The sequence below is a fragment of the Dokdonia sp. MED134 genome (assembly GCF_000152925.2).
Taxonomy (GTDB): Bacteria; Bacteroidota; Bacteroidia; order Flavobacteriales; family Flavobacteriaceae; genus Dokdonia.
Window position 1 is genome coordinate 2,436,633 of the sequence record NZ_CP009301.1, and the last position, 19,484, is coordinate 2,456,116.

General features: G+C 38.2%; 22 protein-coding genes, 2 tRNA genes and 1 pseudogene. 12 read left to right on the forward strand and 13 right to left on the reverse strand.

The genetic code is table 11. From position 1 onward, the window contains the following. Nucleotides 1–28: 28 nt before the first annotated feature. Nucleotides 29–1,324 (forward strand): tyrosine--tRNA ligase, encoded by a 1,296-nt coding sequence (gene tyrS, locus MED134_RS10740; RefSeq protein WP_038598873.1) that lies wholly within the window; start codon nt 29–31, stop codon nt 1,322–1,324. Nucleotides 1,325–1,421: 97 nt separating this feature from the next. Here the strand turns inward: tyrS and MED134_RS10745 are convergent, their stop codons facing one another. The 3 genes from MED134_RS10745 to MED134_RS10755 all read right to left on the reverse strand — a co-directional run bounded on the left by MED134_RS10745 (nt 1,422) and on the right by MED134_RS10755 (nt 5,344). After that, entirely contained in the window at nt 1,422–1,871 is a 450-nt protein-coding gene (locus MED134_RS10745) for a YHS domain-containing (seleno)protein (protein ID WP_038598876.1), read from the reverse strand. A gap of 81 nt (nt 1,872–1,952) precedes the next feature. After that, nucleotides 1,953–2,930 (reverse strand): acyltransferase, encoded by a 978-nt coding sequence (locus tag MED134_RS10750; protein WP_038598878.1) that lies wholly within the window; start codon nt 2,928–2,930, stop codon nt 1,953–1,955. Nucleotides 2,931–3,013: 83 nt separating this feature from the next. Next, complete coding sequence (locus MED134_RS10755; RefSeq protein ID WP_038598880.1) at nt 3,014–5,344, reverse strand: DUF5689 domain-containing protein; 2,331 nt, start codon at nt 5,342–5,344, stop codon at nt 3,014–3,016. Between the two features lie 196 nt (nt 5,345–5,540). Between MED134_RS10755 and MED134_RS10760 the strand changes: the two genes are divergently transcribed. Next, a complete protein-coding gene (locus MED134_RS10760; RefSeq protein WP_038598883.1) occupies nt 5,541–6,224 on the forward strand; it encodes a response regulator transcription factor in 684 nt (227 codons plus the stop codon). After that, nucleotides 6,224–7,279, forward strand: a complete 1,056-nt coding sequence (locus MED134_RS10765) for a sensor histidine kinase (protein ID WP_038598886.1) — start codon at nt 6,224–6,226, stop codon at nt 7,277–7,279. Before MED134_RS10760 ends, MED134_RS10765 begins: the two co-directional genes overlap by 1 nt. Nucleotides 7,280–7,384: 105 nt before the next feature. Here MED134_RS10765 and MED134_RS15390 read toward each other — a convergent pair. Next, a pseudogene (locus tag MED134_RS15390) lies at nt 7,385–7,744 on the reverse strand (glycosyltransferase); the annotation flags it as partial. A gap of 635 nt (nt 7,745–8,379) precedes the next feature. Between MED134_RS15390 and trmB the strand changes: the two are divergent. The 7 genes from trmB to MED134_RS10805 all read left to right on the forward strand — a co-directional run bounded on the left by trmB (nt 8,380) and on the right by MED134_RS10805 (nt 13,037). Further along, nucleotides 8,380–9,054 (forward strand): tRNA (guanosine(46)-N7)-methyltransferase TrmB, encoded by a 675-nt coding sequence (gene trmB, locus MED134_RS10775; RefSeq protein ID WP_035327006.1) that lies wholly within the window; start codon nt 8,380–8,382, stop codon nt 9,052–9,054. Nucleotides 9,055–9,063: 9 nt separating this feature from the next. Then, nucleotides 9,064–9,693 carry a LysE family translocator gene (locus tag MED134_RS10780; RefSeq protein ID WP_038598889.1) on the forward strand — a complete coding sequence of 210 codons (630 nt, stop codon included), beginning with the start codon at nt 9,064–9,066 and terminating at the stop codon, nt 9,691–9,693. Further along, entirely contained in the window at nt 9,690–10,028 is a 339-nt protein-coding gene (locus MED134_RS10785; protein ID WP_038598891.1) for an MGMT family protein, read from the forward strand. Before MED134_RS10780 ends, MED134_RS10785 begins: the two co-directional genes overlap by 4 nt. Nucleotides 10,029–10,208: 180 nt before the next feature. Next, complete coding sequence (locus MED134_RS10790) at nt 10,209–11,345, forward strand: Mrp/NBP35 family ATP-binding protein (protein ID WP_038598894.1); 1,137 nt, start codon at nt 10,209–10,211, stop codon at nt 11,343–11,345. Between the two features lie 2 nt (nt 11,346–11,347). Next, nucleotides 11,348–11,590 (forward strand): NifU family protein, encoded by a 243-nt coding sequence (locus tag MED134_RS10795; protein WP_035327017.1) that lies wholly within the window; start codon nt 11,348–11,350, stop codon nt 11,588–11,590. Between the two features lie 33 nt (nt 11,591–11,623). After that, on the forward strand, nt 11,624–12,676 hold the full coding sequence (locus tag MED134_RS10800; protein ID WP_038598898.1) for an NAD(P)/FAD-dependent oxidoreductase: 1,053 nt from the start codon (nt 11,624–11,626) through the stop codon (nt 12,674–12,676). 28 nt (nt 12,677–12,704) lie between these two features. Continuing rightward, nucleotides 12,705–13,037, forward strand: a complete 333-nt coding sequence (locus MED134_RS10805) for a 2Fe-2S iron-sulfur cluster-binding protein (protein ID WP_038598901.1) — start codon at nt 12,705–12,707, stop codon at nt 13,035–13,037. Nucleotides 13,038–13,061: 24 nt separating this feature from the next. Here MED134_RS10805 and MED134_RS10810 read toward each other — a convergent pair whose 3' ends face one another. After that, on the reverse strand, nt 13,062–13,955 hold the full coding sequence (locus tag MED134_RS10810) for a metallophosphoesterase family protein (protein ID WP_038598904.1): 894 nt from the start codon (nt 13,953–13,955) through the stop codon (nt 13,062–13,064). A 120-nt stretch (nt 13,956–14,075) separates the two neighbouring features. Further along, nucleotides 14,076–14,150: transfer RNA gene (locus MED134_RS10815), tRNA-Pro, on the reverse strand. Nucleotides 14,151–14,284: 134 nt separating this feature from the next. Here MED134_RS10815 and MED134_RS10820 point away from each other — a divergent pair. Together MED134_RS10820 and MED134_RS10825 are read left to right on the forward strand one after the other, a co-directional pair. After that, nucleotides 14,285–14,731 carry a hypothetical protein gene (locus MED134_RS10820; RefSeq protein WP_038598906.1) on the forward strand — a complete coding sequence of 149 codons (447 nt, stop codon included), beginning with the start codon at nt 14,285–14,287 and terminating at the stop codon, nt 14,729–14,731. A gap of 70 nt (nt 14,732–14,801) precedes the next feature. After that, nucleotides 14,802–14,876: transfer RNA gene (locus MED134_RS10825), tRNA-Pro, on the forward strand. Nucleotides 14,877–15,019: 143 nt separating this feature from the next. Here MED134_RS10825 and MED134_RS10830 read toward each other — a convergent pair. The 7 genes from MED134_RS10830 to MED134_RS10860 all read right to left on the reverse strand — a co-directional run bounded on the left by MED134_RS10830 (nt 15,020) and on the right by MED134_RS10860 (nt 19,482). Continuing rightward, nucleotides 15,020–15,946, reverse strand: coding sequence for a DUF3078 domain-containing protein (locus MED134_RS10830; RefSeq protein WP_038598909.1), 927 nt, complete (start codon nt 15,944–15,946; stop codon nt 15,020–15,022). 153 nt (nt 15,947–16,099) lie between these two features. Then, a complete protein-coding gene (locus tag MED134_RS10835; protein ID WP_038598912.1) occupies nt 16,100–17,056 on the reverse strand; it encodes a DUF3078 domain-containing protein in 957 nt (318 codons plus the stop codon). Nucleotides 17,057–17,121: 65 nt separating this feature from the next. Next, complete coding sequence (locus tag MED134_RS10840) at nt 17,122–17,631, reverse strand: DUF2480 family protein (protein WP_038598916.1); 510 nt, start codon at nt 17,629–17,631, stop codon at nt 17,122–17,124. Nucleotides 17,632–17,641: 10 nt separating this feature from the next. Next, the gene (locus MED134_RS10845) at nt 17,642–17,959 is read right to left on the reverse strand and encodes a DUF59 domain-containing protein (protein WP_035327034.1); all 318 of its coding nucleotides are present in this window, start codon (nt 17,957–17,959) and stop codon (nt 17,642–17,644) included. A 77-nt stretch (nt 17,960–18,036) separates the two neighbouring features. Beyond that, nucleotides 18,037–18,462, reverse strand: a complete 426-nt coding sequence (locus MED134_RS10850; RefSeq protein ID WP_038598919.1) for a SufE family protein — start codon at nt 18,460–18,462, stop codon at nt 18,037–18,039. 68 nt (nt 18,463–18,530) lie between these two features. Further along, entirely contained in the window at nt 18,531–19,079 is a 549-nt protein-coding gene (locus MED134_RS10855; protein ID WP_038598921.1) for a GNAT family N-acetyltransferase, read from the reverse strand. Beyond that, nucleotides 19,063–19,482: an META domain-containing protein gene (locus MED134_RS10860; protein WP_084811664.1), complete on the reverse strand. Its 420-nt coding sequence runs from the start codon at nt 19,480–19,482 to the stop codon at nt 19,063–19,065. The genes MED134_RS10855 and MED134_RS10860 overlap by 17 nt, the downstream gene beginning before the upstream one ends. Nucleotides 19,483–19,484 lie beyond the last annotated feature (2 nt).

Here is a 19,484-nt window from a genome sequence, read left to right on the forward strand (position 1 = left end):
TATTTGCCTTTGCAGTTAAAACGATAAGATGATCAAGAATTTTGTAGAAGAATTAAAGTGGCGTGGTATGGTACACGATGCAATGCCACAAACAGAAGAACACTTAATGGAGGCTATGCGCTCTGCTTATGTAGGTTTTGACCCTACTGCAGATTCTTTGCACATAGGTAACCTTGTGCCTATTATGCTACTTGCACATTTTCAGAGAGCTGGGCATAGACCTGTTGCTTTAGTAGGTGGTGCTACGGGTATGATAGGAGACCCATCTGGAAAATCTTCTGAGCGTAATCTTCTCGATGAGGAGACTCTAAGACACAATCAAGAATGTGTGCGCAAACAGTTATCACAGTTTTTAGACTTTACATCTGGGGCACAGAACCAAGCTCTTATGGTAAATAACTATGACTGGATGAAGGAGTTTTCTTTTCTAGACTTTATACGTGATGTAGGGAAGCATATTACAGTAAACTATATGATGGCAAAAGATTCTGTAAAAAATCGCCTTACAGGTGAGAGTGCAGACGGTATGTCATTTACAGAGTTTACTTACCAGATGGTACAGGGGTTTGACTTCTTGCATCTATATAAAAATAATGATTGTACGTTACAGATGGGTGGTAGTGACCAGTGGGGTAATATCACTACAGGTACAGAGCTTATACGTCGTATAGCTGGAGGTAAGGGCTACGCGCTTACGTGCCCACTTATTACCAAGTCTGACGGAAGCAAATTTGGTAAGTCTGAGGGTGGTAATGTATGGCTAGATGCAAATAGAACATCACCTTATAAATTTTACCAGTACTGGCTTAATACAAGTGATGAAGATGCGGCTAAGTACATTAAGATATTTACTTTTTTAGATCGTGAGGAGATAGAGGCTCTTATTGAGACTCACAAAGAAGCACCACACCAGCGAGCTTTACAAAAGAGACTTGCAGAAGAGGTGACAACTACGGTACACGATGAAGAGGCTCTTACAAAAGCAATTGCAGCTTCAAATATGCTTTTTGGAAAAAGTACGAGTGAGGATTTAAAATCCCTAGACGAAGCTACGTTTCTAGATGTTTTTGAAGGAGTGCCTCAAGCAGAGATTGCAAAAACAGAGATTGAAGCCGGTCTTGATATGATTGCCGCTCTTGCCGAAAAAACAGGTTTTTTAAAATCTAATGGAGAAGCTAGGCGTGCGCTTAAAGAAAACTCTATATCTCTTAATAAGGAGAAGGTGGGAGAAGATCGTACTATACAATCTTCAGATCTTATAAATGATACATTTATACTACTACAAAGAGGTAAGAAAAACTACTTCTTAATACGTGCTGTATAGTATCTAATAGAATAGTTATATAAATGAAAACCCCAGTGTTCTTAAAAGAGCATCTGGGGTTTTCTAACTAACTAACCAATCTATCATTAAGTCGTATTTAATTCTTAGTCCTTACAGATTGCCACTCTATATCTGCTTTTTTCTTTAGGCTTTCTGCGCCCTCTTCATTCCACTTATCAAGGGTGTTAACTCCCCAAGAGTTGTAAAACAGGTATAACTTGCCATCTCTTATCTCAAAGGTCTCTGGATCTACACTTACTTTTTTACCTTTATCTGCTATTGCATAGGCGCAATAGCCACCATACTGTGGTACAAAGTCCTCTGGAGCTGCTTTAAAGCGATCTAGGTTAGCTTGACTAGCAAACTTAAACTTAGCTCCATCATAGGTAGTTGTATACTTTTTATCGCCCTCTGTAGCTTTATTGTTAAAATATTCGGTTACGTCATAACCTTCGGCAGCATAGCCTTTTTTAAGATTGTAATCCGTCTGTTGTGCGCTTGCTGTGAGACTTATTAATGCGATAATAAAAAATGCAATTGTTCTCATATAAAGTGTTTATCTGGTTATATATACGTAAGTTAGGTCGCAAAAATTTTGGGATAATTACACGGTATATATAGATAATCTTTAAAGCGCCATAAGATTGCACCCGCGTATGTCTGAATTATCAAACCTGCCTATCACGCTAAAACTGCCATCCTCATAAACTTTACCCAGATCTTGAGTTGCTATAAATGAACACGAATTTTTATTTGCGAGATCTATTATGTTGAGTCCTCCGCTTTTTGAATCTGTGAGTAGGGTGAGTGCATCTTCTGTATCGCGTGTGTAGACTTTCATCCACGGCGGTGTGGTAAAAACCCCATCGCCAGAAGAATATCCTTGACTTAGTAGCTCTGTCATACCATACTCGCTATGTATTTTTTCTACCCCAAAACCTGTGCTCAGTATTTTATGAAGTTCTGGGCGAATAATTTCTTTACGTCTTCCTTTCATACCGCCCGTTTCCATAATAATGGTGTTGTTGAGGTTAAAAGTATGCTTTTCTACAAGGTCTAAAAGTGCAAATGAGACACCTATAAGAAGGACTTTCTTCTCAGAGGTATCAAGTGATACTAATTTTTTTGCCAGCTCGTCAAGATTGTTAAGGTAAAAGCCACTGTCTGGATGATTGCTACTTTTAATTAAATCATCTACCATATAAATAAGCGATGATCCAGATCGTTCTAAATACGACGGTAGCAAGGCTAGTATTACAAAGTCTGATGGGTTTCCGTACGCTTTCGCGAAAGCGGTTCTAAAACTATTTTCATACAGGCTTAGATCTGTCACGTGATGTTTGCTGGTGATGCTGCCAGTAGTGCCGCTACTGCTAAAGGTGATAGCCGGCTCTGCATTACCAGAAATGATAGAGCGGGACTTGAAAAACTGTATAGGTAAAAAAGGAATGTCTCTACTTGATGTTATCTCACTGGGGTGTTTGTAGAGTAAATCACAAAAAGACCTATACACGCTATTATGCTCAAACTGATACCTGAATGTAGCGAGCGCCTCCTTCTCAAATTGCTCATTATTCGTGATATTTAAAAAGGTTTGCTGAGGCATTTATTAGAATTTGAGCAAAGATATAAAAGAAAAAACGCCCTCCATACGGAGAGCGCTTTATAAAGGTTGTATAAGTGTATTCTTTATTTAATTACAAGCTTTGCAGTAGTTGAGCTTGTAGCATCTGCTACTTGTACTACATATACTCCAGAGGCAAGCGCACTTACGTCTATAGGGTTTGCAGTAGTTGTCTCAATTACTTTCTTACCTGTAATCTCAAAAATAGAAACGTTCATTGCTGTATTAACCCCAGTACTTATCGTGATTTGATCACTCGCAGGGTTAGGAAATATAGCGATAGTTACAGCGGTAGTTTCTCCTATGCTTAAAAACTCTTCAAAATCTGTTACATCACGAGCAGTGATAAAGTAATCTCCATCATTGCGCTCTGTGATGATACCAGATATGTTTTGAGCCTCCGTAGGTACTGCGTTACCTATATAATCTGCATCAAAGAATGTCGTTCTAAAAGTGTATGCACCTTCTGGAGTAGTAAGTCCGTACTCTGTGCCAGTTACCCAGTCTGCATTTGTTGCAGTGTCTATTGTAGCTTCTGTAAGAGTTACATACTCTGCTTCATAATCATTAGGATTTGCAGTGAGTTCTGTTACAGTTACCATTTGCGCAGTAATTGTGTTTCCGGTAGAAAATGCATCTCCAGGATCTTCACTAGGAACAAATTGTAGCATTCCTTGAAAAGAGCTTAACGTACCTGTAAGACCTACTATACCATCACCTACGTTATATGCCGTAGTAATAGTTGCTGCGCTGTCATCTATTAAGATAGCAGCTGTATCATCTTCAATAAATTTTTGATTTCTAAAATCTTGTTGGAAAGTAAGTATTGCTTCTCCTGTAAGCGTGTAGAGTGTTCCTTCTGTACCTGCTCTTAGATCTGCTAGTGTTGCAACTTCTGTAGCCTCTACTGCATCTGCCTCAATATCTGCTGCATCTCTAGCCGTAATGAAGTACTCACCATTATTACGTTCATTAATGATACCAGAGATATTTGCCTCATCAGTTGGTACTACTTCACCTATATAGTCCACATCAAAAAATGTAGTTCTAAAAATATAAGATCCATCTGCATTAGTCATTGGGTACTCTTGACCATTTACCCAAGATGCATTTGTAGAGTTGTCTATAGTAAGACCTGTTATTCTTACATACTCAGACTCATAGTCATTAGGGTTTGCAGCGAGTTCAGTTACTGTTACTTCTTGTGGTGTAATAGTGTTTCCTGTAGAAGTTGCAGCACCTGGATCTACACTTGGTATAAATTGTGTCATCCCATTAAAGTCTCCTAGTACTCCTATTATACCAGTAATACCATCTGCAACATTATATGCAGTAGTAATAGTTCCTGCGCTGTCATCTATTAGAATTGCACCTGTGGCATCTTCAATAAATTTTTGATTTCTAAAATCTTGTTGAAATGTAAGTACAGCTTCTCCGGTAAGGGTGTACTCTTCACCTATTGTTCCCGCTCTAAGTGCTGCAATATCTGCAACTTCTGTAGCTGGCTCACAAGCTGGTGTTGTAACATCTATAGAGAGCATACAGTCTGTACTTGTTACTTCAAGTGTTATTGTTACGTCTTCAGAAACTTCTGTAAGTGTGATTGTTCCGTTTGCCGTAGTCGTAGGGTCATCACCTCCTACAACGCCTCCCCCACTTGTAATGGCGACAGTATAAGTAGCGTCTCCACCACCTGTATAAGGTATCATAACTGTTGTACCATCTACAGCTGTGGTCTCAGTATCACAAGTAGCTGTAGCAGTGCCAAGTACTAATGAGCAAGCTGGAGGTGTAGTAGAGTACGTACCTATTGGCCAAGGGTTTGTAGCGTCTGCTTGAGTAGTGTCATCATCATTTGCATTAGTCCCACTGTATGTAAAGTTACCTACCATAAATGTAGTGCCGTCAGGTCCAGTACCGCTTACACGATAAGCCCATCCGTCTTGATATTCCCAAGCTTCACCTGTACCATCTGTATCTAGATCTCCATAAACATCTATTTGTGTTCCTTGAAGTGTTCCAGAACCGTCATCTGCCACACTATCATAAATTGCTATAGAATCATCTCCATTATTATTTGCGCTATTTGAGATGAAGTCTGGAGTAAACCCAAAAAAGGTCATAAAATCTTCTTCGTTTGTAGAGATGTAAAAATAGTCTCCAGCGGTAGCAGATCCAGAAAAGGCAAACTCAACTTCAGAAATTCCATTTCCGTTACTTGAGTTGCTAAAACCGTATGTGCTTAAGTCGGCAATATCATTTAGTGCATAAATTTCTATTGCTTTTGGAGTACCTCCCGTAAGGTTTCCGTCGAAAATACCTGTGATTACTAGGTCTTGTGCAAAAACTGTGCACGATGCTAGAAATAAGGTAATTAAAAGAGTAATTTGTTTCATACTTTATATGATTAGATTAGACCATAAATTTAGATAAAATTGAAGGTGATAATTGATTACGCTTTCGCGAAAGCGTAAGATTTAACGCAATGTTAATATGGTTCAAATAATTACAATATATTTTGCAAGCTAATTCTAGTGACAACAAAAACTTCAAAACAACGTATATTTACCATACGATATAACCGTAATTACAATGAAAAAAAAGGACCTTAAAATTTTACTAGTAGACGATGAACCGGATATTTTAGAAATCGTCGGGTATAATTTATCAAACGAAGGATATCAAGTAATTACAGGGTCTAACGGTCTTGAGGCTGTAAAACTTGCAAAAAAGCATCAGCCGCACCTCATCATATTAGATGTGATGATGCCAGAGATGGATGGTATAGAGGCTTGTGAGATTATACGTTCTAATAAAGACCTGGAGCAAACAATCATCACATTTTTTACGGCTCGAGGAGAAGATTACTCACAGGTTGCGGGCTTTGACGCAGGTGCAGATGATTATATTACTAAGCCTATTAAGCCTAAGGTGCTTTTGAGCAAGGTAAAGGCTTTGCTGCGCAGATTTAAAAATGAAGAAGCGCCTTCTCAGATAACTAAGGTGGGTAAACTTATTATCAATAGAGAAGAGTACAAAGTTTTTAAAGGTAAAGAAGAGCTTTCTTTGCCTCGTAAAGAGTTTGAGCTACTATCATTACTTACTTCAAAGCCTGGTAAGGTTTTTACAAGAGAAGATATACTTGATAAAGTATGGGGTCTTGAAGTTGTGGTAGGAGGACGCACCATAGACGTACATATACGTAAGCTTAGAGAAAAAATAGGTGATGAATCGTTTAAAACTGTAAAAGGTGTAGGTTATAAATTTGTGATCTAATGGCCTCAGATGTAAAACAGCCGTACTCATTTGCACTCATCACGGCAGCTTATATTACTGTGCTATTTGCACTCCTTATTATACTACTTGAGTTTATTCAAGACAGTGAGCCTGTATGGTGGCTTGTGGGTCTTGGAGTACTGGGGTGTTATATACTTTCATTTTTACTCATACACTTTAGAACCCAACTATTTATTTTTAAAAAGGTAAGAGAGATTTATGATAACGTAAAGCTCTTAGAAGATGTAAGCCTCACAGCAGATAATATTACTACAGATATGGCCTCTCTTTCTGAAGAAGTAGAGCGTTATGCTAAGAGTAAAAAAATAGAAATAGAATCTTTAAGAGTCCAAGAGGAATATCGTCGTAACTTTTTAGGTAATGTGGCTCACGAGCTAAAAACGCCTTTGTTTACCGTACAAGGATATATACTCACCTTACTAGACGGCGCTATAAAAGATAAATCTGTTAGAAAAAAATACCTCTCAAGGGCAGAAAAAGGCGTAGACCGCTTGATCTATCTCGTAAATGACCTTGATATGATTACTAAGCTTGAGGTGGGTGATCTTAATATAAACTATGAATACTTTGATCTAGTAAAACTCATTTATGCCACCTTTGAGATGCTAGAAATGGAAGCTGCAAAGCGCAATATAACCCTTGCTTTTGATGATTCTTATGCAAAGGAGGTTATGGTAAATGCAGATCAAGAGCGCATACAGCAGTTACTCACAAACTTAATAGGTAATTCTATTAAGTATGGTAATGAAAATGGAACAACAGAGGTAAGTATACAAGATTTGATTCAAAACAAATTACTTATACGAATTACAGATAATGGAGAAGGTATTGAGCCAGATCATTTACCACGACTCTTTGAGCGATTTTATAGAGTAGATAAGTCTCGTAATCGCAGAGTAGGAGGATCAGGTCTGGGGCTCTCTATTGTTAAACATATCATTGAGGCGCACGAGGAGAAAGTTTATGTTGAAAGCGAATTTGGTGTGGGGTCTGAATTCTCTTTCACGCTCGAAAAGGCCGAAGTTATCGAGTAAGCAACTAGACTCAATAGCCTGTTCAAATCCGGGATAAACAGACATTTTTGATAAATCTTTGGTTTTAAATTCATCCTGCACGGCAAAGGGAGCAATTTTATTCTCTTTTAATAAGGCCGCAAGATACTCTTGTTCAGACTGCCCTGGTGTAGGAATAAAAAAAGCTTTTTTCTTCATCACGGCTAGGTCCATAATAGTCGTATAACCAGATCTTGCTATGATATACCCACTTTGATTAATCACCTTTTCAAGTTCCCTTGTAGTAAGAAAATTAATTACTTTGATATTAGGTTTAGTTTGAGTGATGGTTTTTTCTTCTTCAGGTTTACCACGTACAATTAAAAACTGTCCATTAAGTTTTTTAAAGTTCTTTGTGATAATTTCTTCTAGCATAGAGCGCTGTGGCTCTGGACCAGAAAGCACAGCTGTTGCTGTGTATTTTATTTCTTCAGGTTTTGACTTCATTCTACTCAATGGTCCTATATAACGGGTAGGGATTGATAGATTTTTATCAGGATGACCTAATATGCCACTTAGGTTAAAAGTGCCATCAAAGTCTGGCACCCAGCATTCATTAAAACGTTCTATATACTTTTTATGTATTGCAGTAGAGATCTTTGTAGTGCTGCCACTTAGCACCTGTAACTGGTGACTTATGATCACACAAGGCACTTGATTTGTATATAGTCCAAGACGGTTATCTGAGATAACTCCATCTATATTTAATGCTGGAATGAGTTTTTTGAGCTCTTTATGTTCACTACGTATACTTTTACGTATTGATGGTAAATTTGATATAAGCTTGCGTTTAAAGTTTTTACCCTTTTCTGCATATTCAATCTTATAAGAGGGTAGTGATACAAAAGAAAGTTTAGGAAACTCTTTTTTAAGTAATCTAAGCGCATCACCATCACTTGCTATGGTGACCTTGTAATTTTGCGATAAAAGCGCATTAATAATCGGGATACAGCGCGTAGCGTGTCCTAATCCCCAGTTAAGAGGAGCAACTAGTATGTGCTTATTTCTTTTCACATTGCAAATATCTATCTCTTAGCCGTAGTAAAAGTTTCCTTAATTTTACCAAAACATTAAATATACCTGTGGGAAGTAAAAATAAGCTTAAGAGATTCCGTGAGAATGAGACATTCTCAAATGTTGTACAACCGTCTAGAGAAGAACTGGTAGATGGAACTTTTCCTCTTAAAGGTAAGTGGAATTCGGATTTTTTCAAAAATGATAACCCTATCGTCGTAGAGCTAGGTTGTGGTAAAGGTGAGTATTCTGTAGGTCTTGCAGAGAAGTATCCAGACAAGAATTTTATAGGTATAGACATCAAAGGGGCTCGATTTTGGCGAGGAGCAAAAACTGCTCTAGAAGATAATCTTGACAATGTAGGTTTTATGCGCACGCAAATAGAGCTTATAGAGTACGCTTTCGCGAAAGCGGAAATAGATGAGATATGGATTACCTTTCCAGACCCTCAAATTAAGTACAAGCGCACAAAACACCGAATGACAAATACAGAATTCCTCCAAAAATATAAGAATGTTTTGAAGGAGGGAGGTTGCGTAAATCTTAAGACAGACTCAGAGTTTATGCACGGTTACACACTGGGATTACTACACGGTGAGGGTCACGAGATTTTAGAAGCAAATCATAATGTGTATAAAAATGAATACTCGCCAGAAGAGGTTGTGGGGATTCAAACTTTTTATGAAAAACAATATCTAGAACAGGGAAAACCAATTACTTATATTAAATTTAGAGTCAAGTAACGGGCACCCTTGGAGACAACCAAACTTTTTTTAATAACCTATTTTGCAGCGCTAGCCGGAGTAATACCTCCCGGACTAATCAATATGTCTGTGGCAAAGACCTGCGTAGAGCGAGGCCGTAATAACGGGCTCATAGTGGCTCTTGGGGCTTCTTTTGTTGTAGTATTTCAGGCACTTATAGCCGTATTACTTGCACGCTATATTTTTGGAAATCCATACGTACAGAGTATGCTATTGCGCACAGGTCTTGTGATTTTTTTAATAATGGCCATTTTTTTCTTTGTGAAAGCAAAGCAAAGTAAAGTCCCTAAGGTTAAAATTTCAAAAAACAGAGGTTTAAAAAGCTTAGGTAAAGGGATGGCTATCTCTGCACTTAATGTGTTGCCTATTCCTTATTTCTGTGCGCTGGGTGCTGCGCTTAATGTAAGCGGTAAGGTAGAGTATGATGTAGTGGCAATTGTACTGTTTGTAGTTGCTGCCGCTGTAGGTACTTTTAGTGCATTATATCTTTACGTGCTCTTCTTTGCTCGTATTCAAAACAGAGAAACTTCTTTTACACGATTCTCAAATTATTTTATGGCTGGCCTTATGGTCATATTAATGTTAATCACGCTGGTGCGCACTATCTACTTTGAATGAATTACGCACCAGAGACAGAAAACTTTTTTCAAAAGGTGTATGCCGTAGCTGCTTTAATTCCTTATGGTAGAGTGACGAGTTATGGAGCGATTGCAAAGTATCTTGGAGCTGCACGCAGTAGTCGTATGGTGGGCTGGGCTATGAATGGTGCTAGTAACCATCCAGAAGTGCCAGCACATAGAGTCGTAAATAGAGTAGGGCTGCTTACTGGTAAACACCATTTCCCGCAAACCAACTTAATGCAACAATTGCTTGAAAATGAAGGTGTAGTAATCAAGGATGATAAGGTTGTTGATTTTAAAAAACACTTTTGGGATCCCGTAATTGAACTCTAAAATAGCGATTGCTGGCGCTCTATAAAGCTCAGAATGTTCTAAGGAATGTGCGTGTTGTTTTCTTTTTGAAATTGTCAAATATTTTGAAAATTGAAGTATTGGTATTTACCCCTTTGCAGTTGTATCTTTGCATTTAGAATTAGTCTAATTAAAGGCTGATTTTGAATTGCTTATTAAAAGATGAAATTACAAAAGAAAGATATTCTCGAGGCTTTAAAAACTATTACTGCTCCTGGTGCTGGAGAAAATATGGTAGATAGTGGCGCAGTTACTAATGTGCTAACATTTGGCGATGAGGTAATTGTAGATATCACTATAAACAACCCTACACTACAAGCTCGTAAAAAAGCAGAGGTTGATATTATGAAAACCATACACGATAAGGTTTTTGATAAAGCACAAGTAAAGGTAAATGTAAAAGTTACTGCTCCGCCTAAGGAAGATGAAGTAGAGATTAAAGGGAAAGCGATACCTGGTATAAAAAACATCGTAGCTGTAGCCTCTGGTAAAGGAGGTGTGGGTAAATCTACTGTAACGTCTAACATTGCAGTGACGCTTGCAAAAATGGGCTTTAAAGTAGGTATTCTTGATGCAGATATTTATGGACCATCTGTGCCTATTATGTTTGATGTGGCAAATGAGAGGCCACTCTCTGTAAATGTAGACGGAAAGTCTAAAATGAAACCTATAGAAAGCTACGGGGTAAAAGTACTCTCGATAGGATTTTTTACAAAACCAGATCAAGCAGTTATATGGAGAGGACCTATGGCAGCAAAGGCACTTAACCAGATGATTTTTGACGCAGCCTGGGGAGAGTTAGACTTCCTGCTTTTAGACTTACCTCCTGGTACGGGTGATATACATTTAAGTATAATGCAGTCATTACCTATCACGGGAGCTGTAGTAGTAAGTACACCACAAAACGTAGCACTTGCAGATGCAAAGAAGGGTGTAGCTATGTTTAAGCAAGAGAGTATAAATGTTCCTGTTTTAGGAATTGTAGAAAATATGGCCTACTTCACACCAGATGAGTTGCCAGATAATAAATATTACATCTTTGGTAAAGAAGGGGCAAAAAACCTCGCCGAAGATTTAGGTGTACGGTTACTAGGTGAGATTCCATTAGTACAAAGTATTCGTGAGGCAGGAGACGTAGGTCGCCCAGCGGCATTACAGGCTAACACGCCTACTATGGAAGCTTTTGATAACTTGACAAAAAACGTTGTTGAGGAGACTGTGCGTCGTAACACAGACCTACCAGCTACCGAAGCAATTAAGATTACCACAATGGCAGGATGTTCTGCCGTAAAGAATTAAGTATGAGCACAGCAGAGTTAACACAAAAAGTAGAGGATGCTCTTGAGGAGATTCGTCCTTTTTTACAGAGTGATGGAGGTGATATAAGCCTTCTCGGGATAGATGATGATAGGGTGGTGCGCGTGCAGCTGCAAGGCGCTTGCGTAGGTTGCTCCGTTAATCAAATGACCTTAAAGAGCGGTGTTGAGATGACCATAAAAAAACACGCTCCGCAAATTGAGCAAGTAATAAATGTTGTTGCGTAGTACGCTTTCGCGAAAGCGTAAATAGATAAGTAAATGATTAAAACAGATATTCTTATAATAGGTGCGGGGCCTACAGGTCTTTTTACCGTTTTTGAAGCAGGATTATTGAAGTTAAAGTGCCATCTTATAGATGCCCTACCACAGCCGGGAGGACAGTGTGCAGAGATATATCCTAAAAAACCTATCTATGACATTCCAGCTTTCCCAGAAGTACTTGCTGGTGATCTTGTAGATAACTTGATGAAACAAATCGAGCCTTTTCAACCTGGGTTTACACTTGGAGAACGTGCGCAAACTATAGATAAACAAGAAGACGGTAGCTTTATTGTAACGACTAATAAAGGAACAAAACACCACGCGCCTGTAGTTGCAATTGCAGGAGGTCTAGGGAGTTTTGAGCCTCGTAAACCACCTATTTCAAATATAGCTAGCTACGAGGACAAAGGAGTAGAGTACATCATACGCGATCCTGAGTTATATCGTGATAAGAGTGTGGTTATTGCTGGTGGAGGTGATAGTGCTCTTGACTGGAGTATCTTCCTTGCAGATGTGGCGAGTGAAGTGACACTTGTACACCGTCGCAACGAGTTTAGAGGTGCGCTAGATAGTGTAGAAAAAGTACAAGACCTCAAAAACCAAGGTAAAATAAAACTTATCACACCTGCAGAGGTTGTTGAGGTGATAGGTGAGGGCGCTGTAAGTGGTGTCTCTATAAAACAAGGTGCAGAAGTGTTTACTAAGGATTGTGATCACTTTATACCATTATTTGGGCTAGCGCCTAAACTGGGACCTATTGCAGACTGGGGTCTTGAGATAGAAAAAAATGCCATCAAGGTAGATAACACGCTCGATTACCAAACCAACATACCTGGTATTTATGCCATAGGAGATGTAAATACATACCCAGGTAAGCTTAAACTTATACTCTGTGGTTTTCACGAAGCTACGCTTATGTGCCAGAGTGCGTACCAGCGCATATTTCCAGACAAGCGTTACGTAATGAAGTACACCACTGTAGGTGGTGTAACAGGTTTTGATGGTACTAAAAAGGAAGCGCCAAAAGCAGTTGTAAAAGCAATAGAGTAAGCTTTTAAGTAAGAAGTAAATACTAGCAATGTCAGCAGATATTAAGATAACTATAATAGACCGCGAGGGAGTTTCTCACGCGATAGACGCTCCCACAGATATGAATATGAATCTTATGGAGATTGTACGTTCATATGAGCTTGCTCCAGAAGGTACAATAGGGGTATGTGGTGGTATGGCTATGTGTGCTTCTTGCCAGTGTTATGTAGAGAGTGATCACGAGCTCCCAGAAATGAGTGATGATGAAGATGCAATGCTCGCCGAAGCTTTTTACGTAGAAGATAATAGTAGACTAGGTTGCCAGCTTCATATCTCACCAGAGATGGAGGGTTTACAGGTACGTCTTGCCCCAGAATCTTAAAATAGTAGCGCTTTACATTTGCTTTTATGCCTGATAGGCGTGTAGTGCGGTAGGACCTTCTAGTAGCTCCCTTACTACTTGTAAAGTACCACTCTCTGAGGTCGCTATGTGCCACTTAATAAGTGATATTGCACCATTCTCAATTTCTAAACCGGTAATACTTCTAGGGTGTACACAGCTCCCGTCGTTAAAAAATGCAATGTCGCCAGGCTCAGGAAAACGTGGTCTATGCGTATGACCTACAATGGTGAGAAGGTTATTATTTTCTATGATCCATTTTTTTATACGGCGCTCTACTTTAATAAGTTCCTTATAATTTTTTGCCGGACTTGTGGGGTCAGAAATACCAAAGATCTGTAATGGCTTCCAGAGCACACGCACCAGAAATCTATTAAAGCGCCAGCCGTGATAATTCATCCAGTCTGCTTGATGCCCGTGACATAAAAACAACTCTTGGTGACTTTCTTTATGTTTTAATACAATGGCCTCGTGATATTCAAGATCTTTAAATAACACCTCTTCACGACCGTCTTTAGGGTCAAAATACGTGCTTAGATGCTTTTTTACGTAATTTTTATCCCTATATACCATATCGTGATTTCCCCATATTAAATGAAGCCTATTTTCAAAATGGAATTTTTGTAAAAGACGGTATACATTTTTATGAGCGCGTAGTATACTCTCAAAAGAACTATTCTCCCAGAGCTCATCTCCATCACCTAGCTCACAATAGGTAAATCCCTCATTATAGTAGTGTTTAAGTGCGTGGTAATAGATATTTTCATTACGAGCAAAGTCATCTGCAAAACTCTTGTCTCCCCTGTGACAATCAGAAAAGAAAATGAGCTTGTCCTCGTTAGAAAATGCTATTTCTTTTGCTTGCTTGTAAGCTCTATCTAGGCGCTGTTTTGTTTTCACTCTTTAAATATCTTAAAAAAGACTGAGATAATGGGTGTGGTGGTCATAACGCTTTCGCGAAAGCGTATATATAATCATTAAGAAAAAAATAAAAAACCACTAGAATGCTAGTGGTTTTAGTCGGGTAGAGAGGATTCGAACCTCCGATCTCTGGTCCCCCAGACCAGCACTTTAACCGGACTAAGCTACTACCCGTTTGTGAGGGGTAAATATACTAAAACCACTGGCATAGCGATATAGTGATTTTAGAAATGTGTTACCTCAATTGATTGAAAAAATTTGTATCTTAAAGTATTGTAAGTCAAATTTTTAACTTAAACCCTACAATTATGAAGACCTTATTTTTAGTTTGCTTTTATGTGATGGGTGCTACACTTTTTACAGGTGATGGATTATTAAATAATGAAGATTCCTTTACACTAGAGGGTGTCTGGGAGCTAGAGAACCAGCAGATGTATGAGAACGGTATGATCTCTGAGACACTACCTAACCAAAATGGTTATAGGCAAGTCAAGATGTACAGTAAAGGTCGCGTGATGTGGACCCGTAATGATCCTGCAGATACAAATGAGTGGTTTGGTTATGGTACTTATGTAGTCAAAGATGGTATACTGGAAGAACGGCTAGAGTATGCCTCTGGGCCTATGATGAGGATTGTAGACACAACACGGGTATTTAGATTTGAACTTTTACTAGGTGCAAATAGCTACCAGCAACGACAGATGGATGAAGATGGCAACCCTACAGAGGGTGAGAGTTATAAAAGAATAGAATAACTGTAATTATATGTGATAAAGTTTGTGGTTATCTATTAGAGTTTAGTATATTTGCACCCCGATAAACGCTCGGGGTATAGCGTAGCCCGGTTATCGCGCCTCGTTTGGGACGAGGAGGTCGCAAGTTCGAATCTTGCTACCCCGACAAAAACCAGCCTTTTTAGGCTGGTTTTTTTATTTTAAGATACTGTGTAAATTTTATCTTGGAGTTTAGACATAAAAAAAGCGAGTCCATTAGGACTCGCTTTTGAGTTATTATAGTTGTTTAAAACAACGTTTTCTATATAATTAGAAAGAGTAGCTAAGTCCTAAAACCCAGTAGCTCTGTACTTGATTGTCTATATCATCAAAGCTGAGTGTAGTATCTCCTAGGGTAGCTTGAGCAAAGTTAAGTGCTTCTTGCTTGTTACCTCTAAGACCAAAATCAAATCCTACACCTATCTTTTTCCATAATGTGTAAGCAAATCCGTTAGTCCAAGTCCAGTTAGATAGGTCTGAAGACTTGTAGCTAGCAAAGGCAGATAAGTTAGACTTAAAAGCAATTTGTCCAATCTGACGTGTGTAGTCTGCAACGATTTTTGCACCTAAAGAAGATTCAAATACTGCGTCATTATCAGAAAACACAAAGTTGTAGTTAAGTGGGTGTACTACAACTACTAGATTTTCTATAGGAGTCCAAGTAGCACCTATACCTAGGTCAAGGTATCCAGGATCATTAAAGTTGTTTAAAATAGTAGTTCTGTACTCTCCTAAAGCAGATGCAGCAAGTGTTTCAGTTAGTTTGTAACCGTAAAGTGATGATATGTTAAAAACATCTGTTGCTTCTCTAAAGCTATCGTCATCTGTTGCATCATCCTGGTCATCAAATTTTACCCATCCTAAGTTTACGTTAAGACTGTTTCTCCAGAAGTATTTATCTTCTAGTTTATTTGCAAAAGCATTACCTGTAACAGTGATATTACCAGAAGATACGTTAGGCGTTCCTTGTGAAAACCAGTCGTTAAATTTAGAGATATTTCCTCCTATAGTTCCAAAAGCACCGTACTTCCATCCTGGTAGCGCGTCTATTTGAGCTTGTAGAGCGTCAACTTCTCCTTGTAATTTTGCAATTTCTGCTTTTTTAGGTGATTGTTGTGCTTTAAGCTCTTCTTCAGTTTGTGCTTGTAAGCTGATTGCGAGGAACATAGCGGCTCCTAATACAATAAGTCTTTTCATAATTATTTATAGTTAAGTTTTGTGTTACAAATATATAACTAATAAAAAACTAGCAGATTATTCAGATATTTTTATGAATACAGCTCCTTTTGTCGAGTAAATGTGGTTTTTATCGTAGTAGTTATCGTGATTTTATAAAAACCTTGAAGCTATTTAAGACTTCCATTCAATAAAGGCATATTTAAGGCCTACACCTAGCACTTCCCTTACTTGTAAACCACTTATTGCATTTTCGTCATAAATGAGCTGCACTGCAAGATTTGTGGTTATATATTTATTTACCTGCATAGCTACATTAAGTGTGTAGTCTATATCTACATTTTTTGTGTTTTCTAGGTAGTCTGCATATAAATTAAGCGTGTTTTCGAAAACAACATTTTCAAAAAATTCTTCTTTATGATAAGCACTCACAGATGCCCCCAGCTCAAAACGAACATTTTCATTTGCTTCTACTCCAAAAAATGGCTCGTAGGCTGCTATCGCAGCAGGATCTGTCTCGTCTACATTAGTAAATCTAGAGTTAACAAATATAAATCGAGCCGTTGCAGGAGCTAGGTTTACTTTAAAATCGTTACTCTCCTTCCATAAAAAACCAGGTCCTAGTTGTAAGTAGGCAGGAGAGAAAGTAGTCGTAATAAGTTTACGATCTTGCACGGTCTCTGTGACCTCACCGGCTTCATTAAGCACTTGTCTGTCAAAAAACTCATAACCAGGTGCCATTTGTGTTCTAAAATTAAATAGTCCCGAGTAGTACCATTTAGAGTTTTCAATACGGCTACCTACTAAGCTATTAAGTTCTAGCCTGTCTGTAGTTTTTCTAACATATACTTGATCTTTTGTAGCGGCAAGTCCTAGTATCGCGGTAAGCTTTGAATCCCACGTTAGTTTATTTCGCTTGTAATTGAGGTCCCAATTAACATTAAAGTTTCCAGCTACATTTGAAGTTCCTCCGCCTTGCCAGTCATTGTTAAATGCACTCTGACTAAATAGCAACTCCATAAGACCTTTACTTTTCCAGCCATCTGGAAGTGAGTCTTTCTTTTTGTCACTTTTCTGACCAAGTGCTATGGTACTGCATAAAAATAAAAAGAGTAGGAGTGTGCGTTGCATTAGTAAAACTTCTTAGGGATTAAGCAGTCTAATATACGGAGCCTATCTGTATTTTTCAACAATGGCTATTTTGCCTTCTTATATAGAGGCACAGAGGAGCAGGCCTCTCCAAACATTAAACTACGAGCAACGGGCTGTAATTTTTCTATGAGTAGTAAATAGGCGTTTTCTGGAACGGGTTTGTTAGAACACCCTTTTACAATAACAGGTAGATTTTCATAAGGAGTCACATCTATACCTTGTATAATTTCTGTGTATAATATGGTCTCTAGTAATGCTAAGTCACCTGTAATTACTTTTTTTGCAATGCCTTGCATATGAGTGGTTACAAGCATATATGCCCAAGCTGGAACAATGGCGTCTGTGCTACAATGTAGCGCTACAAATGCATTAGTATATTGACTCCAGTCGTGTTCCTTTATGCTTTTTCTAAACTCACTCTCGCGCAGTATAAAACCTTGATCTAGCCATTGAGAAATATCTACAAGCTGTCTATTACCTGGACGATATAGATCCTCAAGGTCAAAAGTTATTAACTTGCTATTTGCAACTCTATTTATAATTTCTTCAGCCATATTTGGGTAATTATAGCATTCCTAACTCTAGTTTTGCTTCTTCACTCATAAGGTCTTGTGTCCAAGGTGGGTCAAAAGTGATCTCAACCTCACAGTCTTTTACATCTTTAAGTGACTTTACCTTTTCTTCTACCTCTAGTGGTAAAGTTTCTGCTACGGGACAGTTAGGCGTTGTGAGTGTCATAAGGATTTTAGTATCCATATCTTCATTTACAAAAACATCGTAAATAAGTCCTAGTTCATAAATATCTACTGGGATTTCTGGATCATATATTGTTTTAAGAACGCGTACAATTTTGTCGCCTAGCTCTTCGGTGTTGATTTCCATATGTTTTATATAATCTGCTTGCGCAGGGTTGTTTTTAAATTATCTTATTACGCTTTCGCGAAAGCGTGATATAACTCTTAATTAAGTTGCGTCTGGTATGCTACGGCATACAGTTTTATCTGCTTTATCATACTTACGAGCCCGTTTGCCCTAGTAGGTGAGAGGTGTTCTTTAAGACCTATCTCATCTATAAACGCAGTATCTGCCTCTATAATATCTTGCGGTGCTTGATTTGAAAAAGCGCGTATGAGTATCGCAATAATACCTTTTGTAATGATGGCGTCACTATCTGCCGTAAAGGTCACTTTACCATCTTCCATAGTGGCGTGTACCCATACCTTGCTCTGGCATCCTTTTATAATGTAGTCATCTGTTTTAAATGCTTCATCTATAAGTGGCAGTGATTTACCTAGATCAATCATATATTCATAACGCTGCATCCAGTCTTCAAACATAGAAAACTCATCTACTATCTCGTCTTGTATTTCTTGTATGCTAGCCATAATTATGATATCTATATGTGTTGTATTCTATTATTACTTTACAAAGATAATGCCCAGAAGATTAACTGTCATTTTGGCGAGGGGAGCATTTTGTGCATATACCACATTTTACGATGTTCATCTTTGAGTAAGTCAAAAGGAAGTAACTGAAACTCGGTTTTTACATATCCTGCTTTCTTATAAAACAGTTGAGCCTGGGTATGTGTGTGCATTGCATCAAGCCATATTATTTTATAGTCTAACTTTCTAGCGAGCTGCTCTCCATATTGCATTATACCACGACCTATCCCTTTACCTTGCACAGATGGGTGGAGATATAATCTATGTAGTTTTAAGCCTTTAAGTGGCGAGAGAGGTGTGTATGTTTGATTATAGATATACTTAAAAATACCTACAGTTTCATTTTTATAAAGTATGAAGTGGTAGTGACTTTGTGGTGTAGCAAGATCTTTTTTAAGGCTTTCTAAGCTGTAAATATGGTTTAAGTACCAAGAGCAGTCGTCTTTCCAGAAATGCCCGTATGCAGCTGGATAAACCTCTTGCATTAACTCAAGTAACCGCTCTTGATCATCAAGCGTTATAGGTTGTAGACTTAGATGACTATTTATCGTTATCAACAAGAGATTTTTTAGAAATTCCTTCTATGAGCGCTTCACTATCTCGATAAAGGGTAATCGTATCACCACTTTTTAGAAAAGAGGTTACCTCGCTTAGATTATCATAATATAATTGCTCAATATCGTCGTGCGGGCAAGCTCTCTTTGTGCTGGCTATATATGAAAATTGGAGTATGGTTCCTTTATTTGCAAAGTCTGTCATATAGTTATTACAACCTGTAGTCCCATTTATTGATCGTTTTCTATTATCTATAGTGAGTGATATTTCATTTTCTGAGACATCTTCGCCAGCGATGGTTGTAATGATAAAATCACCATCAAAGGTCATAACGGTTTGTGATAATTGAGCCTGACTAGTAAATGCGCCGGCTATGCACAATAATAAAGAAAGTAGTAATTTCATAT